The sequence below is a fragment of the Pantoea sp. X-Soil-ISGK-355 genome, assembly GCF_059730805.1.
In genome coordinates this window covers 2,948,535-2,962,499 of the sequence record NZ_AP035971.1, presented here as the reverse complement: position 1 = coordinate 2,962,499, position 13,965 = coordinate 2,948,535, and the positions used below count along the sequence as shown (strand labels likewise).

Here is a 13,965-nt window from a genome sequence, read left to right as displayed (position 1 = left end):
GGGGAAAGTAACTGAAGCTGAAATTGCCTTTTGTCTTTTGACAAAAGGCAAAGCAGGATTACTGCGGGTTGCTGGCAGGTTCTGCGGCAGGGCGGAAGGCAAGGAAGTAAGCCAGGCCAACGAAGACGGCACCGCCCACAGCATTGCCCAGGAAGACGGCAACAAAGTTAGGGAGATACTCTGCCCAGCTCATCTGACCGGCAAAAATGGCGGCCGGAATGATAAACATGTTGGCGACAACGTGCTGGAAGCCAATGGCAACAAACGCCATAACCGGGAACCACATGCCGAAGATCTTGCCGACCACATCTTTACTGGCAAACGCCAGCCACACCGCCAGACACACCAGCCAGTTACAGCCAATGCCTGAAATAAAGGCGTGCAGGAAATCGGCATGGACTTTTGCAGAGGCAATCGCGACGGTCTTTTTCAGGTAATCGCCTTCGGTCATGCCCAGCATATGGCCAAAGAACCAGGCGACCGCCACGCTGCCGAGGAAGTTCGCCAGGGTCACCCAGAACCAGTTTCGCGCCACGCTCATAAAGCTGATGCGGCGGGCAAACCAGGCTACCGGCAGGGTCATCATATTGCCGGTCAGCAGCTCACCCCCCGCCAGCACGGTCATGATGATACCCACCGGGAAGACAGCCGCGCCTAACAGGCCACCAAATGAGCCCCACTCAGCCGGCAGGGTGTTAATCACGTGAAGATCCAGCAGGAAGCCGGTCGCAATAAATGCGCCCGCCATAAAGCCGAGAATCAGGAGGATGCTGACAGGCGCACGGCTTTTGGCCACGCCTGACTGGATCGCCAGTTGTGCGATTTCTTTAGGTGTATGCAGCGACATAGTATCTCAATAGTTTTTTATGATTAATGGGACGATAACGCCTGGTGGACGCGTGGTGTGCGGGAGAGGGTCCCGGTGACCACTAAATTAGCGGGCTAAGTTTTGCACGCGAAAAAGACGAAGACAAGAAAATTCCTATAACATATTTAACCGGGAATTAACCTCACGGCAGACTGAATAACAGTTAAAAAACGGTCCTGCCTGACCAGACACGATTTTCACCTGCAGCATGCTGCTGAAACTTCGCAGGTTGCCGCCTTTTTCAGCGATCAAACAGAGAATGTCATTTTGCCGTTGACACCCTGGAGGCGGTTTCATATTATGCCGTCCGTCGCTTAACGCGACAGTTTTTCGGTTCGGGGCTATAGCTCAGCTGGGAGAGCGCCTGCATGGCATGCAGGAGGTCAGCGGTTCGATCCCGCTTAGCTCCACCAAACTTCTTCCCAAAAGTTTGGCACTGAAAAACGAGTCCAGATGTGGGGGTATAGCTCAGCTGGGAGAGCGCTTGCATGGCATGCAAGAGGTCAGCGGTTCGATCCCGCTTATCTCCACCATTTTCTGACACGTCGTTGTCAACATCCTTTCTGCTATCTCTTTCATTCGCCTTCTCGTGCGGATAAAAACCTTATTGCTTTACTATTCACGCCACGCTGCTGCATACGCTCAGGCGTTTCAACGGGCATGACCTTCCGGGACGCGGTGCTGTCTCTCGCGCATGGTTTAACTGCAGATGTGACTTTGTTGTGCGACGTGAGAAGTGACGCCTGTGGGCGAACCAGCGGGGAGCAGAGCAGGAATGGCGCAGAAAGAAGAGGGCGAGAGACACTCGCCCTTTATTGCTTAGAAACTTATCAGAACGCCAGAACCAGACCGGCGATAGCGGCGGAGAGCACGCTGACCAGCGTAGAACCGTACAGCAGCTTCAGGCCAAAGCGCGAAACCACGTTACCCTGCTCTTCGTTCAGACCTTTAATCGCGCCGGCCACGATGCCGATTGAAGAGAAGTTGGCGAACGACACCAGGAACACGGACAGAATACCTTCTGAATTTGGCGACAGCTGACCCGCGATTTTCTGCAGATCCATCATGGCTACAAACTCATTCGACACCAGCTTGGTCGCCATAATGCTGCCGACCTGCAGCGCTTCGCCAGAAGGCACACCCATCATCCAGGCAAACGGATAGAAGACAAAGCCGAGAACGCCCTGGAAGCTGATACCAAAAATCAGATCAAACAGCGCATTCAGACCTGAAATCAGCGCGATAAAGCCAATCAGCATGGCCGCAACGATAATCGCGACGCGGAAACCGGCCAGGATATATTCGCCCAGCATCTCAAAGAAGCTCTGACCTTTATGCAGATCCTGCAGCTGCAGGTCTTCTTCGTTCTCAACACGGTAAGGGTTGATCAGCGACAGCACGATAAAGGTACTGAACATGTTGAGCACCAGTGCAGCGACCACATATTTTGGCTGCAGCATCGTCATGTAGGCTCCGACGATGGACATCGATACCGTCGACATTGCGGTCGCAGCCATGGTGTACATGCGGCGCTGTGACATCTTGCCCAGAATATCTTTATAGGCGATGAAGTTTTCTGACTGTCCCAGTATCAGAGAACTCACGGCGTTGAATGATTCCAGTTTTCCCATGCCATTGACTTTCGACAGCACGGTACCGATACCGCGGATAACCCACGGCAGGATACGGAAATGCTGCAGAATACCGATCAGTGCAGAGATAAAGACGATTGGGCACAGTACGTTAAGGAAGAAGAAGGCGAGGCCTTTATCGCTCATGTTGCCGAAGACAAAATTGGTTCCCTGAGCCGCATACTTCAACAGATGGTCAAAGAAGCCCGCGAAGCCTTTGACGAAACCCAGTCCCGCTTCTGAGTTCAGGAAGAACCAGGCGAGCACAATTTCAATCACCAGTAGCTGTATAATGTAGCGAATGCGAATGCTTTTACGATCGTGACTGACCAGCAAGGAGAGTATCCCGACCACCACCAGTGCTAAAAGAAATTGCAAAATATGGGACATGGTTGCTCCAAATTTGAGGAGGGTTGTATTTTGTTGCGTATTCTATGTAACGCGTTACTTAAAAACGAGATCTGAACCACAATATAAGTATTCACTATCGCTATATTTTCCAGAAAAGTTCCAGAGATCACGTCCTCTTTACAAATCATTCACTTCAGATAACCACATAATTATTGTCTATATTTTACACGGGGCGTAGAGTGACACTATTGCTCACATTTTTAGCAATCACCTCCTTTACTGTAATGTATAGCAATGGCTATACTTTATAGCAGCATCTATTACACCGATAACAATAAACGAATTTTACTTGCACATGCCAACCCCTAAGCTGCCGGGGCAGGCAAATGTTCAGACAGGGTACCGGATATGTTTGAAAGTCGTACCGCCGAGCGCGCCGCTCGCGGAGTCAGAAAAGTCAAACTCGCACTGCTGGGCCCCGCCTTTATCGCCGCTATCGGCTATATCGATCCGGGCAACTTTGCGACCAACATCCAGGCGGGCGCTGCTTACGGCTACAAATTGCTGTGGGTGGTGGTGTGGGCCAATATCATGGCCATGCTTATCCAGCTGATGTCTGCCAAGCTGGGGATCGCCACCGGCAAAAATCTCGCCGAGCATATCCGCGATCGCTTTCCTCGTCCCGCCGTCTGGTTTTACTGGGTGCAGGCGGAAATTATTGCGATGGCCACCGACCTGGCGGAATTTATCGGCGCGGCGCTGGGCTTCAAACTGCTGCTCGGCATCTCACTGATGCAGGGCGCGGTACTGACCGGCATCGCCACGTTCCTGATATTGATGTTACAGAGCCGCGGTCAGAAACCGCTGGAGCGGGTGATTGGCGGACTGCTGCTGTTTGTGGCGGCGGCCTATATCGTCGAACTCTTCTTCTCTCAGCCCAGTGTCAAAGAGCTGGTGATCGGCATGGCGCTGCCCGCGTTACCCACGTCGGATGCTGTATTCCTGGCGGCGGGTGTGCTGGGTGCGACCATTATGCCGCACGTGATTTATCTGCACTCCGCGCTGACGCAGGGCAAAAGTGAGGACAGCAAAGGTCAGCGGTACTCCTCAACTAAACTGGATGTGGCGATTGCCATGACCATCGCCGGATTTGTTAACCTGGCGATGATGGCGACCGCGGCAGCGGCCTTCCACTTCAGCGGCCACAGCAAAATCGCTGAGCTTGACCAGGCCTATCTCACGCTGCAACCGTTGTTAGGTCAGGCGGCGGCAACAGTATTTGGGCTGAGCCTGGTGGCTGCCGGACTTTCCTCAACGGTGGTCGGAACGCTGGCGGGACAGGTGGTGATGCAGGGCTTTATCCGTTTCCATATTCCGCTCTGGGTGCGGCGTACGGTAACCATGCTGCCTTCCTTTATTGTTATCTGGGCTGGCTGGGATCCAACAAAGGTGCTGGTGATGAGTCAGGTGCTGCTGAGTTTCGGTATTGCGCTGGCGTTGATTCCGCTGCTCTCCTTTACCGGCAACCGCGAGCTGATGGGCGATGATATGGTTAACTCGCGTCTGATGCAGAACACCGGGCGACTGATCGTGCTGCTGGTGATTACGCTGAATCTTTACCTGCTGGTGGGTGAAGCGCTGGGGCTGTAGCGGTTATGGTAAATAAGAAAACGCCCGGTTCTGCCGGGCGTTTTTATTAATGGCGATCGTGTCCGTGATGGTCTGGACCGCGATGGTCAGGCCCACGACGGTCATGATGATCCCAGCCACGATCACGATCGCGGCGATGCTGATGATCCCAGCGGCGCTCACGGTCGCGCTCATGCCAGCGACGTTCACGCTCCCACTGCTGCTGACGACGCCACTCTTCGTGTCGCCACCAGCGGCGTTCTTTATAGGAATAACGATCATTCCACCAGCGTGGTTCACGCCAGCGACCGCCATCCCAGTAATAACCACGATTGTCGCGATCGCCCAGATTCAGCGTAACGCCGGGGGCCAGAGTAATAGAGGCACTGGAGGCCTCAGCTGTGTGATTTGCCAGCGGCGACAACACCGCCAGCAGGGCAGCAAAAATAAGTGCTCTTTTCATTATATTCTCCTCATCAACAGTCTGATGCTGTTGCGGCGCAGTGATTATGCCTGCGTAATGCTGTCGTTACCGCATCATTGTGTCGGAAGATTGTGAGGAAATTGGGGAGAGAAAGGGGATTGAGACTATTCTGGTGAGAAAACACCCGGCCTGCGCCGGGCGGGGAAAAATTACAGCAGGGCCGCGTCAATCGCCGCTAACTCCGTGTCGCTGAACTGACGTCGGGCGAGCATTGCCACCGCGTCATCAATCTGAGCCGTTTTACTGGCACCAATCAGCACCGAGGTGACACGATCGTCGCGCAATACCCACGCCAGCGCCATCTGCGCCAGCTTCTGCTCGCGCTGCTGCGCAATCACATTCAGCCTGCGGACCTTTTCCATCTTCTCATCCGTCAACTGACTTTCACTCAGGAACTTGCTGCCGCTGGCCGCACGCGAATCTTCCGGGATGCCCTGCAGGTAGCGATCGGTGAGCACGCCGCCTGCCAGCGGCGAGAAGGCGATACAGCCGACGCCCGCATCGCCCAGCGTCTGAATCAATCCCTGTTCAGGCGTTCGTTCAAACATCGAATAGCGCGGCTGGTGGATCAGACAAGGGGTGCCGAGATCGCGCAGGATAGCTATCGCTTCGGCGGCGAGATCGGCCGGATAGTTAGAGAGGGCAGCGTAAAGCGCTTTGCCCTGGCGCACGACATGATCCAGCGCGCGCATTGTCTCTTCCAGCGGGGTTTCCGGATCGGGACGGTGATGATAGAAAATATCCACATAGTCCAGCCCCATTCGCTTCAGGCTCTGATCCAGACTGGCGACCAGATATTTACGCGAACCCCAATCCCCATAAGGTCCCTGCCACATGGTATAGCCCGCTTTAGTGGAGATGATCAGCTCATCACGATGGGCACGAAAATCTTCCCGCAGAATACGCCCGAAGTTCTCTTCGGCTGAGCCCGGCGGCGGACCGTAGTTATTGGCTAAGTCGAAGTGGGTGATGCCGAGGTCAAACGCATGACGCAGCAGCTCACGGCTGTTATCGACCCGGGTACTGTCACCAAAGTTATGCCACAGCCCCAGCGAAATGGCGGGCAGTTTAATGCCGCTGCGGCCGCTGCGACGGTATTGCATCTGTTGATAGCGATCGGGATGGGGGAAAGAGGACATTCAGCGCTCCTGAGTAAAAACGGGCATATGTGCCAAAAGTCTATCAGTGTATACGGTTACACTCAGTGACAGCGCGCAGCAGTTCGCATTTTTACAGAATAATCCGCCAGCGTAACGCCGCCTTTCCAGCCAATGCGGCTGGCGAAAATCGTGGCCCTCCTCGCTAATTTCATCGGCTGTCAGATACTTAACCCAACTCTTCCCTGAAAGGATTGTGCAATGTCCACATTCACTATTGGAGATTACCTGCTGACCCGTCTGCAGGAGATAGGTATAAAGCATCTGTTTGGCGTACCGGGCGACTATAACCTGCAGTTTCTTGATCGGGTCATCGACCATCCGGACATCCGTTGGGTAGGCTGTGCCAACGAGCTTAATGCCGCCTATGCGGCGGACGGCTATGCACGCAGCAACGGTGCTGGGGCGCTATTAACCACCTTTGGTGTTGGCGAACTCAGCGCGATTAACGGCATTGCAGGCAGTTATGCAGAGTATCTGCCGGTGATCCATATCGTTGGCGCACCAGCGACTTCAGCACAGTTACAGGGTGACTGTGTCCACCATTCGCTGGGCGATGGCGATTTCCGGCATTTCATACGCATGGCCGCCGAAGTCAGTGCCGCAACGGCACAACTTACTGCCGATAATGCCACTGCTGAAATTGACAGGGTGATAGAGCACGCGTTACAGGCCCGTCGTCCCGGCTATCTGTCGCTGGCCGTCGACGTGGCGGCTATAGAGGTGCAGCCCCCTGTTCAGCCCCTGAACCCCCATCAATCCTCTTCGCCCGAGGCGCGTCGTGCTTTCCGCGACGCGGCGGAGCGGTTGCTGGCACCAGCAGAGCGCGTTTCACTGCTGGCCGATTTTCTGGCACTGCGCTGGCAGCAGCAGTCTGCGCTGGCCGCGCTGCGTGAAAAGAGCGCAATTCCCTGCGCCAGCCTGCTGATGGGCAAAGGTGTACTGGATGAGCAGCAGCCAGGTTACGTCGGAACCTATGCCGGTGAAGCCAGCGCAGGTCAGGTGTGCGGGCAAATTGAGCAGGTGGATGTGGCGATCTGCGTCGGGGTGCGTTTCACCGACACCATTACTGCAGGCTTCACGCAGCAGTTTGCGCCTGAGCGACTGATCGATCTGCAACCCTTCAGCGCCAGCGTGGGCGAGGAACATTTTGCGCTGTTGTCGATGGCGGATGCGCTTAGCGAACTGCAACCGCTGTTTGAACACTACGGCCAGCAGTGGCAGCCCGCCATAGCACCGTCTGCCGTGCAACCGGATGAACCGGCAGCCGTGATCAGTCAGCAGGCTTTCTGGCAGGCGATGCAGAAATTTCTGCAACCCGGCGACCTGATTCTGGCAGAGCAGGGGACAGCCGCTTTTGGTGCCGCCGCGTTACGACTGCCCTCGCAGGTGCAGCTGGTGGTTCAGCCATTATGGGGATCAATCGGCTATACTCTTCCTGCAGCGTTTGGCGCGCAAACCGCTGACCCCGATCGACGGGTTATCCTGATTATCGGAGACGGTTCGGCGCAGCTGACGATTCAGGAACTGGGTTCCATGCTGCGTGATGAGCAGCGACTGATACTCTTTTTGCTGAATAATGAAGGCTATACCGTCGAACGGGCCATTCATGGCGCAACACAGCGTTATAATGATATTGCCCCGTGGAACTGGACGGCCTTACCGCACGCACTGAGTCTGCAGGGCCAGGCGCAGAGCTGGCGCATCAGTGAAACCGTACAGTTAGACGAGGTGATGGCGCGACTTTCCGCGCCTCAAAGGCTGTCGCTGGTTGAGGTGGTCATGCAGAAAGAGGATTTGCCGCCACTGTTACGAAAAGTCACCGCCTGCCTGAATCAACGCAACGGCGGCTAAGATTCAGATAGTTGCCGCTGTGCAGGGTGGACTATCGCGGTTAGGCTGTAGCACACCTGAGTAAGACGCTCACCAATCGCACCGGTGAGCGTTGTTGTTTTATGGGCAGAAATTTATAGTGTCCTCCAACTCTTAAGACCCCAAGCGGAGCAACAGAAGAATGACAACCTATGCCTTGGTCGGCGATGTCGGCGGTACTAACGCACGCCTCGCCCTGTGTGAGGTGGAAAGCGGCAGCATCACCCAGGCCAAAACATTCTCAACATCAGAATACGACAGCCTCGAAGCCGTCATCCGCCACTATCTTGATGAACAACAGCAGGATGTTAAAGATGGCTGTATCGCTATCGCCTGCCCGATTACCGATGACTGGGTTGAAATGACCAACCATGACTGGGCGTTTTCTACGCGCAAGCTCAAAGAGAACATCGGTTTTGAACACCTGGAAATCATTAACGACTTCACTGCGGTATCCATGGCGATTCCGATGCTGACCGCCGACAACGTAATTCAGTTTGGCGGCACAGCCCCGGTTAAAGACAAGCCTATTGCGATTTATGGTGCCGGTACCGGATTAGGCGTCAGCCATCTGGTGCACGTGGACAAACGCTGGGTCAGCCTGCCTGGCGAGGGCGGTCATGTCGATTTCGCCGCCAACAGCGAAGAAGAAGATCAAATTCTGGAAGTGCTGCGTGAAGAGCTGGGCCATGTTTCAGCAGAACGTATCCTGTCCGGTGCCGGTCTGGTCAACCTCTATCGTGCGATTGTTAAAGTTGATAATCGTGTGCCGGAAAACCTGAAGCCTAAAGATGTCAGCCAGCGTGCGCTGGATGACAGCTGCATCGACTGCCGTCGGGCGCTGTCGATGTTCTGCGTCATTATGGGCCGTTTCGGCGGCAATCTGGCATTGAACCTCGGCACCTTTGGTGGCGTCTACATTGCGGGTGGCATCGTGCCACGTTTCCTGGAGTTCTTTAAGGCGTCAGGTTTCCGTGCTGCTTTCGAAGATAAAGGCCGCTTCCGCGACTATGTTGCCAGTATCCCGGTCTATATGATCACGCACGATCAGCCTGGCCTGCTGGGCGCGGGCGCACATCTGCGCCAGACGCTGGGTCGCATTATCTGATTCAGTTTCACCTCGCGCGCACGGCCACTTTGCGCGCGATCGATTTTCCCGACCTGACTGCTTCAGCAGGACAGGATCGGGAAATCACTCTCAGTTTCAGTACTCGCTCTCCTGAGACATTCCCCTCTCTCCTTTGCTACAGGCGCATCAGCTGCCGAAACTGCTTCACCTTGCTGCGGCTCACCGGTACCTGAAACTCCAGATCGCGCAGCTTCAACAGATAAGTGTTGTTAAACCACGGCTCGATTTCACGAATCTTGCTGAGGCTGACGCAGTAAGAGCGGTGGCAGCGGAAGAACTGTTGTTCCGGCAGACGTGAACAGAATTCGGTAATATTCATCGACATCACGTAAGACTCACGCCGCGTGTACACAAACGTCAGCTTTTCATGGGCTTCTACATAGTAAATGTCGTTCACGTCCGTGACGATAATACGCTCATCTTTGATCAGGTTGACCGTCTGCGGTGCTGGCGTGGCGCTGAGATGGCTGACCGCCTGCTGCGCCTGTGCAGTGGCTTCCAGCTTGTTCAGCATGGTGACAATCCGCGACTCCTGATAAGGCTTGAGAATGTAGTCAAACGCCTCCAGCTCAAACGCCTCCACCGCATGCTCTTTCCATGCGGTGATAAAGACAATCAGCGGCTTGTGCGCAAACTGATGGATATTCTGTGCCAGCAGCATGCCATCCAGCGAAGGAATATTGATGTCGAGAAAAATCACATCAACCCGATGCTGTTGCAGATACTTCAGCACGTCGAGGCCATCATCAAAGCAGGCTTCAATCTCGATTTTGCTGTGATGCTGAATCATCCAGCTCAACTCCTGCTGCGCCAGGAATTCATCTTCCACAATAATGGCTTTCATAACAGATTCTCCGCCAGCCGCTGGCCATTCTTACTCAGCGTAAAGGAAATCTCGGTGCCCGGCTGGTGTCGCACGATGTTCAGTCCCTGACCTGACAGGAGTTTTACCCGATGATGCACATTGAGCAGGCCGATTTTATTACCGGGCATCTCATTGCGCGCCACTCTTGCCATGACTTCGTCACTGATGCCCTGGCCGGTGTCCCGCACCGAGATCTGCACCTTATCGCCCCGATCCCGAACGCTCAGCGTTACCACGCCTTTGCCTTTACAGGGCTGGATGCCATGCACAATCGCATTCTCCACCAGCGGCTGGATCAGCAGACTTGGCAGCAGAAAATGCAGATCTTCGTCTACGTCATAGATCATCGTCAGCTTATCGCCAAACCGCGCCTGCTCAATGGCGATGTAATCTTTGACCTGCCACAGCTCCTTACGGATATCGATCAACTCATCATCGTTCAGCTCCAGGTTGTAGCGCAGGTAGCGTGACAGGTTAATCACCAGCTGGCGGGCAGTATCGGGATTAAGCCGGATAGAAGAGGAGATGGCATTCAGGGCATTGAACAGGAAATGGGGATTTATTTTACTTTGCAGCGCCCGCAGTTCCGCTTTATTGGCCATCTCTCGCAGCTGCTCGGCACGTGACACTTCAAGCTGTGTAGAGATGATTTGCGACAGGCCTATGGCCATCTCCTTCAGCGAGCCGGTAATACGGTGCGCGCGGCGATAGTAGATTTTCAGCGTGCCGGTGACTTTGCCTTTTTCCCACAGCGGGATGACGATCATCGAATGGATATCTTTGGTGCGGTGCGCTTCATCGTTGTTCTTAATGATAATTTTACCGCTGGCGATCGACTGCGCGGTGGTGGGACTGATGCCATCATCCCCATGCTGATAGTTATTTTCGCCATAGCCGACGTAAGCCAGAATCTGTTTCTTGTCGGTCATCGCCACCGCATCGGCTTTGATCTCCCGCCGGATAATGTCACAGATATTGCGAAGTGAGTCGCTGTTCACCTGACGAAACAGCGGCAGGGTTTTGTTGGCGATCTCCAGCGCCAGCTTGGCCTGACGGGCGGCAATCGCCTCTTTCTCTCCCTCAACGCTCTGCACCAGCAACACAATGATACCGATACTGGAGGCACCGAGGATCATCGGCAGGGCAATTTCTGACACAATCGCCAGCCCGAGTGAGGTTGGCCGCGCCCACAGGACGATCAGCAACATCGTCAGGGCTTCACACAGCATGCCGCCGACAATACCGGCGCGCCAGCGATGCTCTTTCAGCACCCGGCGATTAATGCCGCCCGCGACGATACCGGCAATGATGCTGGTAATCAGACAGGGCACGGAGGTCACGCCGTGAATATCGATCAGAAAACGGTGCAGCCCCGCAATAATACCGGTGGCGATGCCGACCCAGGGACCAAACAGAATGCCACCCGCCATCACGGCAATGACACGCACATTCAGCAGCGAACCGTCGACATTGACCCCAGACCAGGTACTGAACAGCGCAAACAGGGAAAAGATGGCGGTTACCGCCATTTTCTCTGCGCGCGTGTGTTCATCTTTTTGAAGCAGCTGACGAAACGGGCGGGTGCGCGTCAGGAAGAACAGGCAGATCAACATCAGGGCGGCGCGGTCAAATACTGCCAGTAACATCGTGAAGTGGGAGGACACAGGCGGCTCGTCAGCAATGGAAAGTGTGCCTATGATAAAAAATGTGATCGCGAACCGCTAGCGCCCCGCACCATCACGCCGGGACTTCATGTTTCAGATCAATTTTTGAGGCCTGTGCATAAAAAGAGGAAAGGTTGAGTGCAATAAAGGGGAACAGTTTTTCAGCCTGCGAACGCTGGTCGCTGCGGTGTCGTTTTGCTATGTTGCGCGATGACGCGTGCCAGCGACAGCTGGAAAACTGGCCCATCGGGAGCAGCAGATGCAACTTGTCACCGCCAGATTAACCCTGAATAAATTACAGCCAGAAGACTGGCAACTGTTTCGTGCTGTCCATGAAGATCGCGACACGATGACGTGGGTGAGCGAGATCCCCGATGAAGCGGATATTCGCCAGCGCTTCACCGCGCGTCTGGCTCCATGGCAGCCAGGCAGTTTTCATATGCTTTGTCTGGTGGCACGGCGACGCGATAGCGGTGAGCCAATTGGCCTGTTTGGCTGCAGCCCCGAGTGGGAGCCACACCGTCAGGCCGAGGTGGGTTATATGCTGCTGCATCGCCACTGCGGACAGGGCTATGGCAGCGAGGCGCTGGCGGCGCTGTGTCAGTTTCTGCTTGAAGCCGATTTCCATAAACTCAAGGCGATGGTGGTTGAAGGTAACTGGGCGTCACGCCGGATTCTGGAGAAAAACGGTTTCCAGATGGAGGGCACGCTACGGGATAATTATCTACTGAACGGCTGCTGGGTGAACGATTGGCTGCTGGGACGCCTGAATTCACAAAAATAAAAATATTTTCTGCCCCTCGACAAAATGATCCTCACCGCGTTATGTTCGTAACGGGTCACCGCAGTGACCCGCGTCGCTCGGATGGTCCGGGCGCTTACGTAATCCAGAGGTCATCATGGCTGATAACAGCACACCCCGTCGTTTCTCACGTATTGAACGTTTACCCCCTTACGTTTTCAACATCACCGCTGAACTGAAGATGGCTGCGCGCCGGCGCGGCGAAGATATCATCGACTTTTCAATGGGCAACCCTGATGGTCCGACCCCGCCGCACATCGTCGAAAAGTTATGTCAGGTAGCGCAGCGCGACGACACCCACGGTTATTCCACCTCACGCGGTATTCCGCGTCTGCGCCGGGCGATTTCGCGCTGGTACGCCGATCGCTACCAGGTTGAAATCGATCCTGAATCTGAGGCAATTGTTACTATCGGTTCCAAAGAGGGGCTGGCACACCTGATGCTGGCGACGCTGGACCACGGTGATACCGTGCTGGTACCAAACCCTAGCTATCCGATTCATATCTACGGTGCGGTGATTGCTGGCGCGCAGGTACGCTCAGTGCCGCTGGTGGCGGGTGTCGACTTCTTCAATGAGCTGGAACGCGCCATTCGCGAGAGTTACCCCAAGCCAAAAATGATGATCCTTGGCTTCCCGTCTAATCCCACCGCACAGTGTGTGGAGCTCGACTTTTTCGAGCGGGTAATTGCGCTGGCAAAACAATACAACGTGCTGGTGATCCACGATCTGGCCTATGCCGATATCGTCTACGATGGCTGGAAAGCGCCATCGATTATGCAGGTGCCGGGCGCGCGTGATGTCGCCGTCGAATTCTTTACCCTGTCAAAAAGCTACAACATGGCGGGCTGGCGCATCGGTTTTATGGTGGGCAACAAAGAGCTGGTCGCCGCGCTGGCACGCATCAAAAGTTACCATGACTACGGCACCTTTACGCCGCTGCAGGTGGCGGCGATTGCAGCGCTGGAAGGGGATCAACAGTGTGTTCGCGACATCGCAGAGCAGTATAAACGGCGTCGAGATGTGCTGGTCAAGGGATTGCATGAAGCGGGCTGGATGGTAGATAACCCGAAAGCCTCAATGTATGTCTGGGCAAAAATTCCGGACCACTATGCGCATCTGGGGTCCCTGGAGTTTGCCAAACATATGCTGCAGGAGGCGAAAGTCTGTGTTTCACCCGGTATCGGGTTTGGCGACTATGGTGATACGCACGTGCGTTTTGCACTGATTGAAAACAGCGATCGCATTCGTCAGGCAATACGGGGAATTAAAGCGATGTTTCGTGCCGATGGCGTTTTGCCAGGCAGCATGAAAACAGAAGAAGAGAACTGACAGCCAGCAGGGGCGACGCAAGGGTCGCCCCGTGGCGGCACTGTCACGCCATTACTTCAGCAGCAGAACAAAGGTTCCGAACCAAAGTAACGCGAAAAAAGATATTCCCATCAAGGCATATTTCACAAAGCAACTCCTCTGAGCGGTTACGATGATGGCGATCCCAAACCAGTGCAACGCGAA

12 protein-coding genes and 2 tRNA genes are annotated in these 13,965 nt (G+C 54.7%); 7 read left to right on the top strand and 7 right to left on the bottom strand.

Translation table 11 applies throughout. From position 1 onward, the window contains the following. Positions 1 to 58: 58 nt before the first annotated feature. On the bottom strand, positions 59 to 847 hold the full coding sequence (locus tag AC6I8J_RS13535; protein WP_013358647.1) for a formate/nitrite transporter family protein: 789 nt from the start codon (positions 845 to 847) through the stop codon (positions 59 to 61). A gap of 358 nt (positions 848 to 1,205) precedes the next feature. Here AC6I8J_RS13535 and AC6I8J_RS13530 point away from each other — a divergent pair. Beyond that, positions 1,206 to 1,281 (top strand) — tRNA-Ala (locus AC6I8J_RS13530). Positions 1,282 to 1,325: 44 nt separating this feature from the next. After that, positions 1,326 to 1,401 (top strand) — tRNA-Ala (locus AC6I8J_RS13525). 297 nt (positions 1,402 to 1,698) lie between these two features. On the opposite strand, the gene AC6I8J_RS13520 is transcribed toward AC6I8J_RS13525, so the two are convergent. Further along, a complete protein-coding gene (locus AC6I8J_RS13520) occupies positions 1,699 to 2,889 on the bottom strand; it encodes a NupC/NupG family nucleoside CNT transporter (protein ID WP_013358646.1) in 1,191 nt (396 codons plus the stop codon). Between the two features lie 369 nt (positions 2,890 to 3,258). Between AC6I8J_RS13520 and AC6I8J_RS13515 the strand changes: the two genes are divergently transcribed. Next, positions 3,259 to 4,500 carry an Nramp family divalent metal transporter gene (locus AC6I8J_RS13515; protein ID WP_161735088.1) on the top strand — a complete coding sequence of 414 codons (1,242 nt, stop codon included), beginning with the start codon at positions 3,259 to 3,261 and terminating at the stop codon, positions 4,498 to 4,500. 46 nt (positions 4,501 to 4,546) lie between these two features. On the opposite strand, the gene AC6I8J_RS13510 is transcribed toward AC6I8J_RS13515, so the two are convergent. Next, positions 4,547 to 4,942, bottom strand: coding sequence for a DUF2502 domain-containing protein (locus AC6I8J_RS13510; protein WP_161735085.1), 396 nt, complete (start codon positions 4,940 to 4,942; stop codon positions 4,547 to 4,549). 170 nt (positions 4,943 to 5,112) lie between these two features. Beyond that, entirely contained in the window at positions 5,113 to 6,102 is a 990-nt protein-coding gene (gene mgrA, locus AC6I8J_RS13505; protein ID WP_161735082.1) for an L-glyceraldehyde 3-phosphate reductase, read from the bottom strand. Between the two features lie 219 nt (positions 6,103 to 6,321). Here mgrA and ipdC point away from each other — a divergent pair, with 219 nt between their 5' ends. After that, positions 6,322 to 7,974 (top strand): indolepyruvate decarboxylase, encoded by a 1,653-nt coding sequence (ipdC, locus tag AC6I8J_RS13500; RefSeq protein ID WP_497825474.1) that lies wholly within the window; start codon positions 6,322 to 6,324, stop codon positions 7,972 to 7,974. A 160-nt stretch (positions 7,975 to 8,134) separates the two neighbouring features. Next, positions 8,135 to 9,100 (top strand): glucokinase, encoded by a 966-nt coding sequence (gene glk / locus AC6I8J_RS13495; RefSeq protein ID WP_013358641.1) that lies wholly within the window; start codon positions 8,135 to 8,137, stop codon positions 9,098 to 9,100. A gap of 136 nt (positions 9,101 to 9,236) precedes the next feature. Here glk and AC6I8J_RS13490 read toward each other — a convergent pair whose 3' ends face one another. Beyond that, positions 9,237 to 9,965, bottom strand: a complete 729-nt coding sequence (locus AC6I8J_RS13490; protein ID WP_003848909.1) for a LytR/AlgR family response regulator transcription factor — start codon at positions 9,963 to 9,965, stop codon at positions 9,237 to 9,239. Then, complete coding sequence (locus tag AC6I8J_RS13485; protein WP_161735149.1) at positions 9,962 to 11,632, bottom strand: sensor histidine kinase; 1,671 nt, start codon at positions 11,630 to 11,632, stop codon at positions 9,962 to 9,964. Before AC6I8J_RS13485 ends, AC6I8J_RS13490 begins: the two co-directional genes overlap by 4 nt. Before the next feature lie 277 nt (positions 11,633 to 11,909). Between AC6I8J_RS13485 and AC6I8J_RS13480 the strand changes: the two genes are divergently transcribed. Together AC6I8J_RS13480 and alaC are read left to right on the top strand one after the other, a co-directional pair. Continuing rightward, positions 11,910 to 12,434, top strand: coding sequence for a GNAT family N-acetyltransferase (locus AC6I8J_RS13480; RefSeq protein WP_161735077.1), 525 nt, complete (start codon positions 11,910 to 11,912; stop codon positions 12,432 to 12,434). 115 nt (positions 12,435 to 12,549) lie between these two features. After that, positions 12,550 to 13,782 (top strand): alanine transaminase, encoded by a 1,233-nt coding sequence (gene alaC, locus AC6I8J_RS13475; protein WP_222925163.1) that lies wholly within the window; start codon positions 12,550 to 12,552, stop codon positions 13,780 to 13,782. Positions 13,783 to 13,833: 51 nt separating this feature from the next. Here alaC and ypdK read toward each other — a convergent pair whose 3' ends face one another. Beyond that, complete coding sequence (gene ypdK, locus AC6I8J_RS13470; RefSeq protein WP_099257831.1) at positions 13,834 to 13,908, bottom strand: membrane protein YpdK; 75 nt, start codon at positions 13,906 to 13,908, stop codon at positions 13,834 to 13,836. Positions 13,909 to 13,965 lie beyond the last annotated feature (57 nt).

What these genes read in the sequence shown, in the direction of transcription:
- AC6I8J_RS13535 (WP_013358647.1), bottom strand. Translation starts at nt 847, where the DNA reads ATGTCGCTGCATACACCTAAAGAAATCGCACAACTGGCGATCCAGTCA.
- AC6I8J_RS13520 (WP_013358646.1), bottom strand. Translation starts at nt 2,889, where the DNA reads ATGTCCCATATTTTGCAATTTCTTTTAGCACTGGTGGTGGTCGGGATA.
- AC6I8J_RS13515 (WP_161735088.1), top strand. Translation starts at nt 3,259, where the DNA reads ATGTTTGAAAGTCGTACCGCCGAGCGCGCCGCTCGCGGAGTCAGAAAA.
- AC6I8J_RS13510 (WP_161735085.1), bottom strand. Translation starts at nt 4,942, where the DNA reads ATGAAAAGAGCACTTATTTTTGCTGCCCTGCTGGCGGTGTTGTCGCCG.
- mgrA (WP_161735082.1), bottom strand. Translation starts at nt 6,102, where the DNA reads ATGTCCTCTTTCCCCCATCCCGATCGCTATCAACAGATGCAATACCGT.
- ipdC (WP_497825474.1), top strand. Translation starts at nt 6,322, where the DNA reads ATGTCCACATTCACTATTGGAGATTACCTGCTGACCCGTCTGCAGGAG.
- glk (WP_013358641.1), top strand. Translation starts at nt 8,135, where the DNA reads ATGACAACCTATGCCTTGGTCGGCGATGTCGGCGGTACTAACGCACGC.
- AC6I8J_RS13490 (WP_003848909.1), bottom strand. Translation starts at nt 9,965, where the DNA reads ATGAAAGCCATTATTGTGGAAGATGAATTCCTGGCGCAGCAGGAGTTG.
- AC6I8J_RS13485 (WP_161735149.1), bottom strand. Translation starts at nt 11,632, where the DNA reads ATGTTACTGGCAGTATTTGACCGCGCCGCCCTGATGTTGATCTGCCTG.
- AC6I8J_RS13480 (WP_161735077.1), top strand. Translation starts at nt 11,910, where the DNA reads ATGCAACTTGTCACCGCCAGATTAACCCTGAATAAATTACAGCCAGAA.
- alaC (WP_222925163.1), top strand. Translation starts at nt 12,550, where the DNA reads ATGGCTGATAACAGCACACCCCGTCGTTTCTCACGTATTGAACGTTTA.